Here is a 15,562-nt window from a genome sequence, read left to right as displayed (position 1 = left end):
TTTCGGACAAGTGGTAAGAAATGATGCCAATGCCGGCCGTTGCTTGCTTCAGACAAAAAAGAAGGAAGGAGGGACGCTGTCACGGACGGATGATGGTGCGGTAGGCGCAGCGGTGGCTGCCTTCCATCATATTTTCCGTTTCCGTTACTTCAGCACCGGCAAACAGCGTCTCGACCATTCCCTCCAAAAAAGCGTGGTGCATGCCGCAGACGGTATCAGGTGCTTGCGCGGCGATTTCTTTGAACGGGCAGTTGAAAATATCGAGGTATAGCACTCCTTTTTCTTCATCATAGTGCAATTGCGGCAAAAATCCAGCCGCTTCGGCCGCCTCTTCCATTATGGCGATTTTGTCCGCCATGGTGAGCGCGCTCGCTGTGCCGTTATGCGGCAAACGGCTGGCGATGAGCTCACGGCCGAACCGCTTTCCTGTTTCACGCAACGCCTCGCTTCCAATGGGACCGAGTTTGGCCATCGTTTGAATGGCGATGCGGGCGAGGAGTTGATAATCGCGGAACGGAAAATACAGCCCGATCACTTCGTCGGACAGGCGGTACAGCCGGCTCGGCCGCCCGCCTTTTCCCGTTTTTTGCGTATCCGATACGACCATGCGAACGTCTTCAAGCTTCGTTAAATGCAAGCGGGCAACGTTTGGATGGATATGAAATTTTTCTGCGATTTCTTGAACAGAAACTTCGCGATGCACTTTTGCCATATATTCATAAATATGAAATCTTGTCGGGTCAGACAATACGCTTGTGATTTTCAGCGTTTGTTCCATTGGTTTCCCTCCTAAATGAATCATTGATATGGTTATTATAATGAAATCGTCCAAAGCGAGGAATGATTTTTGTCACTATTGGCAGTGAGTGGACTGACATTCAAAAAAATTTCACAAAAAAGCTGCGCCAAAAGCAGGATAACGACTCATGCTCGTCGAAATACAAAGCAGTCTGTCGAAAGGAGGGAATATGTGCTGAACGAGATCGAACAAACGGCAAACCGCCTTCTCGCCGAAGCGGTGCAGCGCCGCGCCTCGGATCTTCACCTCGTTCCGCGCCGCCGCGATGCCGCTGTTCGTCTTCGGCTTGATGGCATGCTTGTCGACGTTGGCGTGCTTTCGAAGGAAACGGCGGAACGTCTCATCGCCCACTTTAAATTTTTAGCCGGCATGGACATCGGGGAACGACGCCGTCCGCAAAGCGGCGCCATGGAAGTGGCTGAGTTTGGGGAAACGGTGTATTTGCGTTTATCGACATTGCCGACGCTCTACGATGAAAGCCTCGTCATTCGGCTTCTGCCGCAGCGCCTCTCGCTGCCGCTTCGCGAACTATCTTTATTCTTCCGCTCCACCGCACGATTATTTTCCTTCATGCAGCATCCGCAAGGGCTTGTGCTGTTGACCGGCCCGACGGGGTCGGGAAAAACGACGACCCTCTACACCCTTCTTGATCTTTGCCAAGCTGAAAGGCAACGCAACATCATCACGCTTGAAGATCCGATCGAAAAACAGAACGAACGATTGTTGCAAGTGCAAATCAATGAAAAAGCAGGCATCACATACGCCGCCGGGTTAAAAGCGGCGCTGCGCCATGACCCGGATGTGTTGATGGTCGGCGAGATCCGCGATCATGATACGGCGGCCATTGCCATCCGTTCAGCGTTGAGCGGCCATTTGGTCGTCTCGACGATGCACGCCGCCGATGCAGTCGGCGCCGTCTACCGGCTGCATGAATTCGGCATTCCGCTCGGCGATTTGGCCGAGACGCTGCTTGCCGTCTCTGCCCAGCGGCTTGTCGAGCTTTGCTGCCCGCTGTGCGGCGACGATTGCCATCCATCGTGCGGCCGTCTTGGACGACGCCGGCGCACGGCTGTTTATGAGTTGCTTTGCGGTTCAGCGCTGGAGGACGTGATTCGTTCCCTCTCCAATGGGAGAGGGAAGCCAAAGCGCTCTTATATGACGCTGGCGCGCTTGATCCGCAAGGGGATTGCGCTCGGCTACCTGCCCGTTCGCATGCTTGAGCTCGTCGGAGGGGGAGAAAGATGAAACGCAAAATGTGGCCGCTCGCTGAACAGGCGTTGTTTTTCACTCGGCTCGGCCGGTTGCTCGAGCGCGGTTACCCCCTTGGGCAAGCGCTTGAGTTTTTGGCCATTCAGGCTCCCACACACCACCGGATGGAAGTGGAACGCTGTCTGCAGCAGCTGCGCGCCGGGCTGCCGCTGTTTGCGGCTGTCGAAGCGCTGTCGGTCGACCGCATGGCGGTTAACCTTCTCTTTTTTGCCGAACGGCATGGCGATTTACCGCGCGGCATGGCAGAGACAGGGGAAGCGCTGGCGCAAAAAGCGCGCTTCTACGAGCAGCTTCACCGCTTCAGCCGCTATCCGCTGTTCCTTCTTTCTTTGCTCATCATCATGCTCGTCTTGATGGAATGGTGGCTGCTGCCGCAGTTTGAACGGGCGGCGGCGGCGTTTTCTCCACAACGCGGGCACACCGCTTGGCTGCTTGCGGTGGTCGCCCATGCCCCTATGGCGATGGCGGCCATCGCCGTCTTGGCGGTGTTCTCCGGGCTGTTTTACACCGCTTATTTCCGCCGCTGGCCGGTCTCCCGAAAACTTCAATTCGCCTTGCGAATTCCAGGGCTTGCTTCGTTTCTGAGACTGTTCCTCACCTGCCTGACTGCCCGACAGCTCGGGCGCTTGCTGCAGGCCGGGTTGTCGGTTTATGATGCGCTCGGCGTGTTCAGCGAGCCGTCGTCCTGGCCATTTTTGCAAATGGAAGGCCGGCGCCTTCGCCACGGGTTGATGAAAGGGATGGCGCTTGACAGATTAATCGGCGCCGCCCGCTATTACGAACAAGAGCTGGCGCTTGTCATCCGCCACGGCCAGTCGAACGGCGAGCTTGGCAAAGAACTTGAACATTACAGCGAGTTTTTGCTGCAGGTGATGGAACAACGAATCGAGTCGGTCTTAAAATGCATGCAGCCGCTTTTGTTGGCGGTGGTTGGCTCGTTTGTCGTCGGCATGTATTTGGCGATTTTGTTGCCGATGTTTTCTATGTTGAATGAACTGTAAATAACTTCCGTTTAACAAGGATGGGACGGCTCTGTAGGAACAAGATGCTCAATCTTGATATGTTGGTTCCTTGAGAGAGGGACGCGCCCCTCCTCCCAAGGCCCAATCAATGAACAGACTCGATGGTCAAGGAACGGATCGAACTGAACCGGCCATTCGCTAAGCGCTCTTTCTGAAATTTCGTATGCGAGGAGGAATGACAATGAATCAAAAGGGATTCACATTGATCGAAATGTTGATCGTTATGATGGTGATTTCTGTCCTGCTGCTGATTGCCATTCCGAATATGACAAAGCACAACAGCATGATCAATTCGAAAGGATGCGAGGCGTTTTTGAACACCGTGCAAGCGCAGGTGAAAGCGTATGAGATGGAGCATAACAAAATTCCGACGGTGCAGGAATTGCTCGCTGGCCGCTATATCAAGTCGGACAAATGTCCGAACGGTCATGCGATCCAAATCAGCGCGAACGGCGATGTGAGTGAAAGTGGCTCGTAACGGCGGGTTTACGCTGCTTGAGATGCTGATCGTTTTCTCGGTGGTGCTGGTGCTTGCCGCGCTGGCTGTTCCGACGCTTGGCGGCGCTGTGCGCCATCAAGAGGAGATGTATATGCTGGCTGTGCTGCGCGCGGATTTGTATGGCGCGCAGCAGCATGCCATCGCCCGGCGGGTGAATGTAGCGGTTTTTTTTACAGACGGCGGCGCTGGGTACAAGGCGATTGATGCAACGAGCGGCCGGCAGATTGTCGCTCGTTCGCTCCCTTCTCCGTGGCGGTTTCGGCTCGGCACGCTGCGCAATCCGCTCATCTTTACTGACAACGGCAACATTGAACGGGCTGGAACTATTTGGATAGGGGGTGGCCAAATAACTTATAAAGTCACCTTTTTGCTGGGGAAAGGGCGATTTTATGTGCAAAAAATGTAGCGGCGGATTTTTGCTTGTTGAAGCATTGTTCGCTTTGGCGCTGCTATGGACGACAGCGGCCGTTCTTCTTCCACTGTTGATGCAAATGGCGCATGAGCGCAACAGCTTCATTCTCGAGGAGAAAGCGCGCCGGCTGTTGGCCATCGCGTTGTATGAGGAGCCGCTTGCCGGAGAAACCATGATCGCCGACGGGCGTACAGTATTTCGGCTGCAAGCGAGCGATGAAGGGGGACGAATGTGGAAAGTATGCGTGCGTTGGAACGATTACGTCGGCCGCGAGATGGAGCGGTGCGGGTATGGCAAGCGGTAGCGGCAAAAGAAAACGGGTTTACGATGATCGAAGCGCTGTTGGCGCTGGCGGCTGCGATGGCGGTGGCGGCGGTCGTTCCGGCGTTGTTGTCCGTCCGCTTGCTGGCTCCGGAGCCGACGGACGCGTTTTCCCGATTGGAATGGCGGCTGTTTTTGCAACAGCTGCAAATCGAGCTGAATGAAACGAGGCAGTGGTCGACTGGGGGCCATGTCCTCTATTTGCAAAAATGGAGCGGTGAGACGGTCAGTTTTTCTGTTGTTGCGTCAAGAGCCCAACTGATCCGCCAGGTGGACGGCGCTGGCAATGAAACGGCGCTCCGTCATGTGCGCGCTGTTTCGTACCGCGCCGGCACCCGCGGGATATTTTTGCAAGTGACGGCTGATGACGGCACCGTTTGCGAGGCGTTTGTGGCGCGGGCGTTTTAGCGGGCGGCTTGTACGGTGAGACCCCCTTGACCGCCGCTTCCCCCTTTTAGACTGGAAAAACGAGGGAAGGGGAAATGGGTCGACAAGATGGTGTCATTTTTCCGATTGTGGCTGTCGTTTCTTTGTTGCTTGTCTTTTCTGTCACGCATGTCTTGCTCCTCTATGAAGCGGAACGACAGGCGGCTTATGCGGCCCGGCAGGCAGCCGAGGCGGACGAGCTTGTGCAGATGGCCGTGTTTGACGTAAAAGAACGCATCGCATCAGCCGATCCGTCGACCGCGGGAGAGGCTGGGGAATGGACCTATCCGCGCGGAAGGGCCGTCTACCGGTGGGTGCGGGAAGATGCAGCGCACGTTCGGGTTTCTTTGTCCATCCGTTCAGCCTCTGGGCTGAGGCGCGCTGTCATGTTTACTGTCACGCTTCCGGCGCTTCATATTGTCGAATGGAGCGAGCAAAACGGTTAAAAGAGGAAAGAAGCGGAAAAACTAAAAGAAAAAAGGGGGGATTTGATGGCGGTCAACGATTATGTCAAGTTTGTCACCCAACAATTTGTCGCCTACATGGACTTGCCGAAAGAGGAGCGGAGGCAGCGGCGTCAGGTGCGGAAACAAGAGCAGCTTCCGCTTTCATACCGCTTGTTTGGCATGGTGCCGCTTTCGCTTCGCTTGCTGTTTCGGCGCCGCCCGTAGCAGCCGCCCGTAGCAGCCGCCCGCTGGCCTAGGCCGGCGGGCGGTTTTCGTGCCGACGGAAGGGAGTTCGTCGGTTTGAGCGCTGTGAGCCGGATGGACCCATCCCGGGGTTGATTCACGATGAGCGGGGCAGCAAATAAAACAGTCCGCCGTTGATGACGGAAACGGTGATGCGCGGCTTGTACTGCTTTTCCAACGCTTCCTTCTCAATATAATAGCACTCCGGCTTTTCTTCGCAGTCTTTGTAAAATTCATCAAGCAACGCCAAATCGTCGGCCCAGCGTCGGCGCGCCTCATCCGCCCACGCATGGTTGTCGGCGGCGATGCGGCTGCGTATGTATTGCTCGAGACGGCCGATGCCGCTTCTCGGTTTAATGAGCGGGGAGATGGTGAAACAGTAATCAGGGATTTTCGGCGTCAGCCGTCGCTCGCGCATCCGCTCATGAAACGACTCGACGATCGTTCCGCTAATGAGATGAAGGCCAAGGGAGACGATTTCATCTTTTTTTCGGTCGCATTCGTACGAAATCGTGACGTTCATGCCGAGCCATGGATGGAGGGCGGCGTTGCCGTCCAAAGGCGCGCTTGGCTCCTCATACAGGCGGATGAAGCTGCCGCGTTTTTGCGCTGAGCGGAACAGCTGGTGCAGCCGGGGAGCGCCGAAATGGAGGCGCTCGCCTTTGAGTTTGTCCGTCCGCTCGCTCGCGCGGGTGATGAGCGTCAGTCGCATCGGCTGCGGCACGCCGCCTGTCCGTTCAATATAATGCCAGTAAAACGGCCGATTCATCAGTTCTTTGTCCATTTCTGCCGTCAGCTGCACGGTGAGGTAGTCGTCGCTTGCTTCCACAAACGTGCAGCCGTTGGCCGCAAAATAGCGTTCGACAAAGCGGCGGATTTCATGTTGCTGCATGCCGCTCTCCTCCTTCCTTTCCAAGCTGCTCCGCCAGCTCGATCATCGCGACGATGTTTTCCATTTTGATTTTCATCTCCCCTTCGCTTCGTGAATGAACGAAGGCGTCTTCGAAGTAGCGCTCCAGGTTGGCGAGGTTCATTTTCGCCAAAATGTCGTCCAGCTCGCCGACGACTCGTTCGAACAGGCGGATTTTTTCGTACAGAAGCGTTAAAATATGTTCTTCGACCGTCTGTTTGACAGCGAAGTTATAAATGTAGACGTCATCCGTCTGCCCGAGCCGGTGGACGCGGCCGATTCGCTGCTCAAGGCGCATCGGGTTCCACGGCAAGTCGTAGTTGATGACATAGCGGCAAAACTGCAAGTTGATGCCCTCGCCGCCCGCCTCGGTGGCGATGAACACTTGGGCGTGGTGTTTAAACAGTTCCTGCATCCAGTCTTTTTTGCCGCGCCGGAAGCCGCCGCGAAACGGAACGGACGAGATGCCGTGCTGCTTTAAAAACCATTGCAAGTAAAGCTGCGTCGCCCGGTATTCCGTGAAAATAATGACTTTGTCATGAATGGAACGGATAAGCTCGAGCGCTTTTTCCGCCTTTGAGTTCGTCGTGACGGCGTTGATTTTTTCCAATACGCGTTCAAGCGGCTCCGGAACCGCTCCGCTGCATTTATCGATCATGTTTTTGATCGTGAGAAACAGCGCCTCGCGGCTGCTGCACGCCTCACGAAGAAGCGTGATGAGCGAAAACGAGCCGGCGAACGATTCGCGGCGGAGCGCCTTGACCGCTTCATACAGTTCCCGCTCCTCATTCGTAAACTCGATCAGCACCGGTTCAACGTGGCGCTTCGCCCATTCGATCGGCGTATCGGCGCGGCGGTTGCGGATCATCACTTTGTTGACGAGCGCTTTTAAATGGTCGTTCGTCTGTACGGCCCGCGTTTTTCCGTACGTTTTGGCAAACTGTTCCGAGCTGCCTAAATGGCCGGGTTTCAACAGCGAGACGAGGTTGAAAATTTCTTCGATCCGGTTTTGGATCGGCGTCGCTGTCAGGAGCAAACAAAACTTCTTTTTTAAATTTTGCACAAACTCGTAGTTTTTCGTTTTGTTATTTTTCAGTTTGTGCGCCTCGTCGATGATGATCATGTCGTACGACTGCCCGTAGATGATGTCACGGTGCGGCGGTTTTTTCGCCGTGTCGATCGAGGAAACGACGATATCGCACTGCTCCCAGACGTAGCTCTTTTTCTGCTGGACGGCCGGGATGAAAAATTTTTCGTTCAACTCTCTCACCCATTGCGAAACAAGGGAGGCGGGAACGAGAATCAGCGCTTTTTTCACAAGGCCGCGAATCATATATTCTTTTAAGACGAGCCCGGCCTCGATCGTTTTTCCAAGCCCGACTTCATCCGCCAAAATGGCTTTGCCGTTCATCTCCTCGACGACGCGGCGCGCCACTTCAAGCTGGTGCGGAAGGATCGTCAAGTGGGGCAGGTGTTTGGGCGCCTGCAAGCCATTAAATTCTGGGACGCTTAAATGATGGGCGGCCTCAAGAGCCAGTTCGTACATTTCCCAGCTCGCCCACGGACCGTCTTTTTCGATGCGTGCCAAAAATTCCTCCTTCCATGTTTCATCCATTTCAAGGTCAATGTTCATGGCGATCCCCTTCCCTTGTTGCGAATGTTTATATAGATTGCATGTGGTATGTTGATGAAAACAAGAACATTATTATGACTAATTGCCATGAAAGTTCGATTATTTCCTATTGCCCTTTGACTGTGATTGATGGTAGTATAAATTTAGAACATTCTCATGACTCGTTGATCAGGGTGTTTGTTAGTATGCCCGATATGGAAACAATTTATTGATGGGCGGATGACGGCAAGGGGAGAGACTACGGAATGTAGCGCCGAAGGAGCAAGCGGAAACGCGAATCTCTCAGGCAAAAAGACTCTTGCTTGACGCAGCTCTGGAGAGCGCCTGCGTTCACGCAGGCCACCCAAGAGGAAACCGATCGGCCCCATGGACCGCGAACGGACGCGCCAAACGGGCCGGCGGGAAACTTTCAGGTGCCAGGACAGAGCCCCCTTACTTGTTGATAGGGGAAGTCTGTCCTTTTTTGTGTGACGTGGATCAAAGGAGGGAATCAGATGCTAAAGCGCACGCCCCTATTCTCGGTGTACGCCCGTTGCGGCGCCAAAACGATTGAATTTGGCGGCTGGGAAATGCCGGTGCAGTTTTCCAGCATCAAGGAAGAACATGAGGCTGTAAGAACGCGCGCCGGGCTGTTTGACGTCTCCCATATGGGGGAAATTGTCGTCCGCGGCCGTGGGAGCCTCGCGTTTTTGCAAAAGCTCATGACCAATGACGTCGCCAAACTGCGGCCCGGCCGGGCGCAATATACGCTCATGTGCTATGAGGACGGCGGCACAGTCGATGATTTGCTCATCTATCAAAAAGGAGAGAATGACTACTTGCTGGTCGTCAACGCAGCGAATACGGAAAAAGACTTCGCTTGGCTAAGCGGGCATGTTGAGGGCGACGTCGAGCTTCAAGATGTATCGTCCGAAACGGCTCAGCTTGCCTTGCAAGGGCCGGCAGCGGAGCGCGTCTTGCAGCGATTGACGGATTTTGATTTGGCGGCGCTGCGCCCGTTTTCATTCGCCGACGGCGTCGAAGTCTCGGGCGTGAAGGCGCTCGTTTCGCGCACCGGCTATACGGGGGAAGACGGGTTTGAGCTATATTGTAAAGCGGAAGACGCCGCCGCGCTATGGGAGGCGATCCTAGCGGCCGGAGCTCGTGACAGCGTTCTCCCATGCGGACTGGGGGCGCGCGATACGCTCCGCTTTGAAGCATGCCTGCCGCTTTACGGTCAAGAGCTGTCCGACTCGATTTCACCAGTTGAAGCCGGGCTTGGTTTTGCCGTCAAAACGGAAAAAGAGACGCCGTTTATCGGCCAAGCTGTATTGAAACGGCAAAAAGAGGAAGGGCCGCCGCGCCGGCTCGTCGGCATTGAAATGATCGACAGAGGCATTCCGCGCCACGGATACCTTGTATTTGCCGACGGCGAAGAGGTCGGGTTCGTCACGACCGGCACGCAGTCGCCGACGCTGAAGAAAAACATCGGCTTGGCCTTGGTGAAAGCGGATGTGGCTGCCATCGGCCGGGAGGTGGAGGTGGACATCCGCGGCAAGCGGCTGAAAGCGAACATCGTGCCGATTCCGTTTTACAGGCGGGCCAAGTGACGATTCCAAAGCGACAAGGAAAGGGGAAAAACGCAGTGCTCCATCGTTATTTGCCGATGACGGAAGAAGACAAACAGGAGATGCTGAAGACGATCGGCGTCGCCTCGATTGACGACTTGTTTGCCGATATTCCAGAACAAGTCCGCTTCCGCGGCGAGCTGAAGGTGAAACCGGCCAAATCCGAGCCAGAGCTGTGGAAAGAGCTTGCGGCCTTAGCGGAAAAAAACGCCAGCGTAAAACAATACGTTTCCTTTTTAGGAGCCGGGGTGTACGACCATTATATTCCGGCTGTCGTCGACCATGTCCTGTCGCGCTCTGAATTTTATACGGCCTATACGCCGTATCAACCGGAAATTTCCCAAGGCGAGCTGCAGGCGATTTTTGAGTTTCAAACAATGGTGTGCGAGTTGACCGGCATGGATGTCGCCAACTCGTCGATGTACGACGGCGGCACGGCGCTTGCCGAAGCGGTGCTTCTTAGCGCCGCGCATACGAAGCGGAAGAAAGTGCTCATCTCGACCGCCGTTCATCCGCAATATCGGGAAGTCGTGCGCACGTACGCCAAAGGACAGAAGCTCGAAGTGAAAGAAATTCCGTATGACGGCGGCATCACCGATCTTAAGGCGCTTGAAGCGGAAATGGGGGATGATGTGGCGTGCGTTGTCGTCCAATACCCGAACTTTTTTGGTCAAATCGAGCCGCTGAAAGCGATCGCGCCGCTTGCGCATGAAAAGAAAAGTTTGTTTGTCGTCGCCAGCAACCCATTGGCGCTTGGTGTGTTGACTCCACCCGGAGCGTTTGGCGCCGACATTGTGGTCGGCGACATGCAGCCATTTGGCATCCCGACGCAATTTGGCGGCCCGCATTGCGGCTATTTCGCTGTCAAAGCGCCGCTCATGCGCAAAATTCCAGGCCGTCTTGTCGGGCAGACGACCGATGAGGACGGGCGCCGCGGGTTTGTCTTGACGCTTCAAGCGCGCGAACAGCACATCCGCCGCGATAAGGCGACATCCAACATTTGCTCCAATCAAGCGTTAAACGCCTTGGCCGCTTCCGTTGCGCTGTCGGCGCTTGGCAAGCGGGGCGTGAAAGAAATGGCGGCGATGAATATTCAAAAAGCGCATTATGCGAAGGTGGAACTTGAAAAGCGCGGACTGTCGTCGCCGTTTGCCGGCCCGTTTTTCAACGAGTTCGTCATCCGGCTTGGACGGCCGGTTTCTGATGTGAACGATCGCCTGCTCGAAAAAGGAATCATCGGCGGCTATGACCTTGGGGCTGACTATCCGGAGCTTGCCGGTCATATGCTTGTTGCTGTCACCGAACTGCGGACAAAAGAAGAAATCGATCGGTTTGTCAATGAATTGGGGGATGGCCATGCGTAACGATCAACCGCTTATTTTCGAACGAAGCAAGCCGGGGCGCATCGCCTACAGCCTGCCAGCGCTTGACGTGCCGGCTGTCGATGTCAGCGAGCTCGTGCCGGCCGATTATCTTCGCACTGAAGAGCCGGAGCTCCCGGAAGTGTCGGAGCTTGACTTAATGCGCCATTATACGGCGCTCTCGAAACGAAACCACGGCGTCGATTCCGGTTTTTACCCGCTCGGGTCGTGCACGATGAAATACAATCCGAAAATCAATGAAAACGTCGCCCGCCTCGCCGGGTTTGCCCACATTCATCCGCTTCAGCCAGAGAAAACGGTGCAAGGGGCTCTTGAGTTGATGTACGACTTGCAAGAGCATTTAAAAGAAATCACGGGCATGGATGCGGTCACCTTGCAGCCGGCGGCCGGCGCCCACGGCGAGTGGACCGGGCTGATGATGATCCGCGCTTACCATGAAGCAAACGGCGACTTCAACCGGACGAAAGTGATCGTCCCGGATTCAGCGCACGGGACGAACCCGGCGTCGGCAACGGTCGCCGGTTTTGAGACGGTGACGGTCAAATCGACCGCCGATGGACTTGTTGATTTAGAGGACTTAAAGCGCGTCGTCGGTCCGGATACAGCGGCGCTTATGCTCACGAATCCGAATACGCTCGGGCTGTTTGAAGAGCAGATCGTCGAAGTGGCTGAAATCGTCCACGCAGCCGGCGGCAAGCTGTATTATGACGGGGCGAATTTAAACGCCATTCTTGGCAAGGCGCGCCCGGGGGACATGGGCTTTGACGTCGTTCATTTGAACTTGCATAAAACGTTCACCGGCCCGCACGGCGGCGGAGGCCCAGGCTCAGGCCCGGTCGGGGTGAAAGCCGACCTCGTTCCGTTTTTGCCGAAGCCGGTCATCGAAAAAGGAGAAAACGGCTATTATCTCGATGACGACCGCCCGCAGTCGATCGGCCGCGTCAAGCCGTTTTACGGCAATTTCGGCATCAACGTCCGGGCGTACACGTACATCCGCTCGATGGGGCCGGACGGCTTAAAAGCGGTGAGCGAGTACGCCGTGTTAAACGCCAACTATATGATGCGGAGGCTTGCCGACTATTACGATTTGCCGTACGACCGCCATTGCAAGCACGAGTTCGTCCTGTCGGGACGCCGGCAAAAGAAACTCGGCGTCAGAACGCTCGACATCGCCAAACGGCTGCTTGATTTCGGCTTCCATCCGCCGACGATTTACTTCCCGCTCATCGTCGAAGAGTGCATGATGATTGAGCCGACGGAGACGGAGTCGAAAGAGACGCTTGACGCGTTTATTGACGCCATGATCCAAATTGCCAAAGAGGCGGAGGAAAATCCGGAAATCGTTCAAGAAGCGCCGCATACGACCGTTGTGAAGCGACTTGATGAAACGACCGCAGCGCGCAAGCCGATTTTGCGCTATCAAAAACCAAAACATAGCGACAACTGACGTTTGAGCATTGATGAGCGCTCGCTCCCTAACGGAGCGGGCCGTTTCTTTGTACGCCGGATGAGCCATTGACAAAAACGTTGAATTAGTTTATTATATAAACTAAGATCAAGAAAGAAAAAGCATGTGTCCATATGGAGAAGTTAGCCTTAACAGTCGGTGCACGGGCGCCCGACGGCTTGAGTGAAAAAGCGGATGGCCAAGAAGCCTGCACGGCAGGAATCGACGGATGCAGCAACCGCCATAATAGCGAGGCGCCCCTGCCCTTTCGCAAGACACATTCGATCAATCAAATGAAAAGGATGACAGAGACGTGCGGACAGGAAACATTTCTCTTGTAAAAAAAATGAATAAACAGCTCGTCTTAAAATTGATTCGCGACCAGCATCCGATTTCGCGCGCCGATATCGCCAAGACAACCGGATTGAACAAGGCCACTGTCTCCGCGCTTGTTGACGAACTGATCGCCGAGCATTTCGTCCATGAAAGCGGAATCGGCGAGTCAACCGGCGGGCGCCGGCCGCTCATGCTTCGCTTCAACGCCGACGCCGGCTCGCTTATCGGCGTTGAGCTGGGGGTGAACTATTTGTATGCCGTGTTGACCAATTTAAACGCGGACATTCTTTGGGAGCAACGGCGTTCGTTCCGCCCGTCTGAAGGGCAGGAGGCGATCATCGGCGAAATGATGGAGCTCATCGAGGCGGCCATCCGCCGGGCGCCGGCGACACCGTACGGTGTGATGGGAATCGGCATCGGCGTGCCGGGCGTCGTCCATACCGAAAGCGGGACCGTTGTGTTTGCTCCGAACTTGCGCTGGGACGATGTCGCCTTGGCGGCTGTTTTGCGGCAACGGTGGCCTGAGCGTCCTGTCATTGTCGAGAATGAGGCGAAACTGGCGGCGCTTGGAGAAAAGTGGTTCGGCGCCGGCAACGAGTTCGCCCACTTTGTTTACATCAGCGCCGGAATCGGCATTGGCGCCGGCGTCGTTCTTCACCATCAGCTCTATCGGGGTGTCAGCGGCCTAGCTGGTGAAATCGGCCATCATACGATCGATGTCAACGGCATTCGCTGCAGCTGCGGCAACATCGGCTGCTGGGAAATGTATGCGTCGGAAAAATACATTGAGCGCCGTTTGGCTGAAGAAGGGCGTTCCGAATGGCTCGATGAACGCTTTTCCATCGCTGCGATGGCGTTGGCAGCAGAAAGCGATGAACAGCTGGCGCGCATTTTGGAGGAAACGGGGCGCTATCTCGGCGTTGGATTGTTGCAGGTGATTTATGCGTACAATCCAGAAGCAGTCATCATCGGCGGTCCGATTGCCCAAGCGGGCGAGTATGTGATCGGTCCGGCGCGCCAAGAAGTGAGAAAGCGGATTCTCGTCAAAAAAGAAAGCGAGCCGTCCATCATCTCCTCCAAGCTGAAAGAGAAAAGCTGCGCCATCGGCGCGGCTGCTTCGGTGCTTGAGGCGGTCGTCCTGCCGCCGGAATTTGCGGCGGTCTAGCGCATGCGAAAAGAGGCGCCTGCCTGTTTGGGCAGAGCGCCTTTTTGGTTAACGGGCTACGCTTTTTTCTTCACTTTCCCGGTCCATGTTTTAAATCCGCCTTTTAAATGGTACAAGTCGCGGTATCCTTTTCGGTAGAGCATTTGCGCGGCTCGCCCGCTGCGCAGTCCGTTTTGGCAGTACAAATAGATCGGCTGGTCTTTGCGCAATTCTTTCATGCGCATGCGAAGCTGCGTGAGCGGGATGTTGCGAGCCCCTAAAATATGTCCAGCCGCAAACTCATCCGGTTCGCGGACGTCGACGAGTTGCGCTTTTCGATAACCGGCGCGGAACTCTTCCTCTGTCAATGCTTTGACAATTCTCTTCTGCCAGAAGTACGTAATGACGGAATACACGATGATTGCGCCGAGAATAATGAGCAATGCTTCCACCCGTCATGCCTCCTTTCGCTTCGTCTGCTATTTCCTATTATATAAAGTCGCCGCCGGGAAGCAAAGAGGTTTTCGCGATGCCATTTTTCTTTCCTTCACCGGCGTTGTTTGCTAAACTAATAAAGGCGGCCAAAAGCGTCCCGCCCCTTGGCGGTGGTCGACAAGCCGCCGCAGCGTTTAGAGTATGGAACAATAGAGAAGGTGGAACGATGGCAAAAGAAGTATGGCGCTTTATCGATTCCGGCTATTGCCCGCCGGCGTTCAATATGGCGCTCGATGAGGCGCTTCTCGATTGGCACAGCGAAGGCAAAATTCCGCCGACGATCCGCTTTTATGGCTGGAATCCGCCGACGTTGTCGATTGGTTATTTTCAAAAAGTGGAGAAAGAAATTGATTTAGAGGCGGTCAAACGGCACGGCCTCGGCTTTGTCCGTCGGCCGACCGGCGGGCGCGGCGTCCTGCACGATAAAGAATTGACATACAGCGTGATCGTCTCCGAGTCGCACCCGGCGATGCCGAAGACGGTGACGGAAGCATACCGCGTCATTTCGCAAGGAATTTTAGAGGGATTTCGCTATCTTGGGTTGGATGCGTATTTTGCCGTGCCGAAAACGGAAGAAGAGAAGGCAGATTTGCGCAGCCCGCGCTCGGCCGTTTGTTTTGACGCGCCGTCATGGTACGAGCTTGTCGTTGAGGGGCGGAAAATCGCCGGCAGCGCGCAAACGCGGCAAAAAGGCGTCATTTTGCAGCACGGATCGATTTTGCTTGATCTGGACGAAGAGCTGCTGTTCAGCTTGTTTAAATATCCAAACGAGCGGGTGAAAGAGCGTCTGCAGCGCGATTTTAAAAAGAAGGCAGTCGCGATCAATGAGTTGACGAGCCGCACGGTGACGATCGAGGAAGCGAAAGAGGCGTTTTACAAAGGATTTGAAAAGGGATTGAACATCGTATTGGAACCGTACACGCTCACCGCCGAAGAGCGGGCGTACGTTGAAGAGCTGGCGCGGGCGAAATACGAAAGCGACGAATGGAACTTCAAGCGCTGAGCAGCGACGCGGTAAATCGTTCGTTTTCCGGCAAAAACAGCGGCACTCCCCCGTTTTTCTCCGCTTTTCGCCGTGTTTTGTTTTTTTTTGCTTGACAAAATGAAATCATTTGTTCTCTTTAACAATATATAGTATGATTTTCATAAAAAATCATACTATATATTGTTT

The 15,562-nt window shown here is 54.9% G+C and carries 17 protein-coding genes and 1 riboswitch; of the genes, 13 read left to right on the top strand and 4 right to left on the bottom strand.

All coding sequences use genetic code 11. The features are described 5' to 3' along the window. Positions 1–79 precede the first annotated feature (79 nt). Positions 80–778, bottom strand: a complete 699-nt coding sequence (locus tag DI44_RS04885; RefSeq protein ID WP_011231918.1) for a helix-turn-helix domain-containing protein — start codon at positions 776–778, stop codon at positions 80–82. Positions 779–970: 192 nt separating this feature from the next. Here DI44_RS04885 and comGA point away from each other — a divergent pair, with 192 nt between their 5' ends. The 8 genes from comGA (at position 971) to DI44_RS04925 (ending at position 5,419) form a co-directional block, all read left to right on the top strand. Next, entirely contained in the window at positions 971–2,044 is a 1,074-nt protein-coding gene (gene comGA / locus DI44_RS04890; protein ID WP_021322348.1) for a competence type IV pilus ATPase ComGA, read from the top strand. Continuing rightward, the gene (gene comGB, locus DI44_RS04895) at positions 2,041–3,069 is read left to right on the top strand and encodes a competence type IV pilus assembly protein ComGB (protein WP_021322349.1); all 1,029 of its coding nucleotides are present in this window, start codon (positions 2,041–2,043) and stop codon (positions 3,067–3,069) included. Before comGA ends, comGB begins: the two co-directional genes overlap by 4 nt. Before the next feature lie 202 nt (positions 3,070–3,271). After that, on the top strand, positions 3,272–3,568 hold the full coding sequence (gene comGC / locus DI44_RS04900) for a competence type IV pilus major pilin ComGC (RefSeq protein ID WP_011231915.1): 297 nt from the start codon (positions 3,272–3,274) through the stop codon (positions 3,566–3,568). Beyond that, positions 3,558–3,995 (top strand): competence type IV pilus minor pilin ComGD, encoded by a 438-nt coding sequence (gene comGD / locus DI44_RS04905; protein ID WP_011231914.1) that lies wholly within the window; start codon positions 3,558–3,560, stop codon positions 3,993–3,995. Before comGC ends, comGD begins: the two co-directional genes overlap by 11 nt. Then, a complete protein-coding gene (locus DI44_RS04910) occupies positions 3,979–4,305 on the top strand; it encodes a type II secretion system protein (RefSeq protein ID WP_011231913.1) in 327 nt (108 codons plus the stop codon). The genes comGD and DI44_RS04910 overlap by 17 nt, the downstream gene beginning before the upstream one ends. Then, complete coding sequence (comGF, locus tag DI44_RS04915) at positions 4,284–4,730, top strand: competence type IV pilus minor pilin ComGF (RefSeq protein WP_021322351.1); 447 nt, start codon at positions 4,284–4,286, stop codon at positions 4,728–4,730. Before DI44_RS04910 ends, comGF begins: the two co-directional genes overlap by 22 nt. Positions 4,731–4,804: 74 nt before the next feature. Further along, positions 4,805–5,194 (top strand): competence type IV pilus minor pilin ComGG, encoded by a 390-nt coding sequence (comGG, locus tag DI44_RS04920; RefSeq protein WP_011231911.1) that lies wholly within the window; start codon positions 4,805–4,807, stop codon positions 5,192–5,194. Between the two features lie 45 nt (positions 5,195–5,239). Next, positions 5,240–5,419 carry a YqzE family protein gene (locus tag DI44_RS04925; RefSeq protein WP_011231910.1) on the top strand — a complete coding sequence of 60 codons (180 nt, stop codon included), beginning with the start codon at positions 5,240–5,242 and terminating at the stop codon, positions 5,417–5,419. A 115-nt stretch (positions 5,420–5,534) separates the two neighbouring features. Here DI44_RS04925 and DI44_RS04930 read toward each other — a convergent pair whose 3' ends face one another. Together DI44_RS04930 and DI44_RS04935 are read right to left on the bottom strand one after the other, a co-directional pair. After that, positions 5,535–6,329, bottom strand: a complete 795-nt coding sequence (locus DI44_RS04930; RefSeq protein WP_011231909.1) for a YqhG family protein — start codon at positions 6,327–6,329, stop codon at positions 5,535–5,537. Then, the gene (locus DI44_RS04935) at positions 6,316–7,980 is read right to left on the bottom strand and encodes an SNF2-related protein (RefSeq protein WP_014196337.1); all 1,665 of its coding nucleotides are present in this window, start codon (positions 7,978–7,980) and stop codon (positions 6,316–6,318) included. The genes DI44_RS04930 and DI44_RS04935 overlap by 14 nt, the downstream gene beginning before the upstream one ends. 219 nt (positions 7,981–8,199) lie before the next feature. Continuing rightward, a riboswitch (glycine riboswitch) is annotated at positions 8,200–8,288 on the top strand. Between the two features lie 186 nt (positions 8,289–8,474). On the opposite strand from DI44_RS04935, the gene gcvT reads away from it, so the two are divergent. The 4 genes from gcvT (at position 8,475) to DI44_RS04955 (ending at position 13,917) form a co-directional block, all read left to right on the top strand. Beyond that, positions 8,475–9,569, top strand: coding sequence for a glycine cleavage system aminomethyltransferase GcvT (gene gcvT, locus DI44_RS04940; protein ID WP_011231907.1), 1,095 nt, complete (start codon positions 8,475–8,477; stop codon positions 9,567–9,569). Between the two features lie 35 nt (positions 9,570–9,604). Continuing rightward, positions 9,605–10,951, top strand: coding sequence for an aminomethyl-transferring glycine dehydrogenase subunit GcvPA (gene gcvPA, locus DI44_RS04945; protein ID WP_011231906.1), 1,347 nt, complete (start codon positions 9,605–9,607; stop codon positions 10,949–10,951). Beyond that, complete coding sequence (gene gcvPB, locus DI44_RS04950; RefSeq protein ID WP_015375390.1) at positions 10,944–12,416, top strand: aminomethyl-transferring glycine dehydrogenase subunit GcvPB; 1,473 nt, start codon at positions 10,944–10,946, stop codon at positions 12,414–12,416. Before gcvPA ends, gcvPB begins: the two co-directional genes overlap by 8 nt. A 313-nt stretch (positions 12,417–12,729) precedes the next feature. After that, entirely contained in the window at positions 12,730–13,917 is a 1,188-nt protein-coding gene (locus DI44_RS04955) for an ROK family protein (protein ID WP_014196334.1), read from the top strand. A gap of 56 nt (positions 13,918–13,973) precedes the next feature. Here DI44_RS04955 and DI44_RS04960 read toward each other — a convergent pair whose 3' ends face one another. After that, positions 13,974–14,348, bottom strand: coding sequence for a rhodanese-like domain-containing protein (locus DI44_RS04960; protein WP_011231903.1), 375 nt, complete (start codon positions 14,346–14,348; stop codon positions 13,974–13,976). A gap of 209 nt (positions 14,349–14,557) precedes the next feature. Here DI44_RS04960 and DI44_RS04965 point away from each other — a divergent pair, with 209 nt between their 5' ends. After that, positions 14,558–15,394 (top strand): biotin/lipoate A/B protein ligase family protein, encoded by an 837-nt coding sequence (locus tag DI44_RS04965; RefSeq protein ID WP_020278531.1) that lies wholly within the window; start codon positions 14,558–14,560, stop codon positions 15,392–15,394. The last annotated feature ends 168 nt before the right edge of the window (positions 15,395–15,562 follow it).

This window comes from Geobacillus sp. CAMR5420 (assembly GCF_000691465.1).
Lineage (GTDB): Bacteria > Bacillota > Bacilli > Bacillales > Anoxybacillaceae > Geobacillus > Geobacillus thermoleovorans.
Note: the sequence above shows the minus strand (reverse complement) of the source record. Positions and strands in the feature narration are given on the sequence as shown.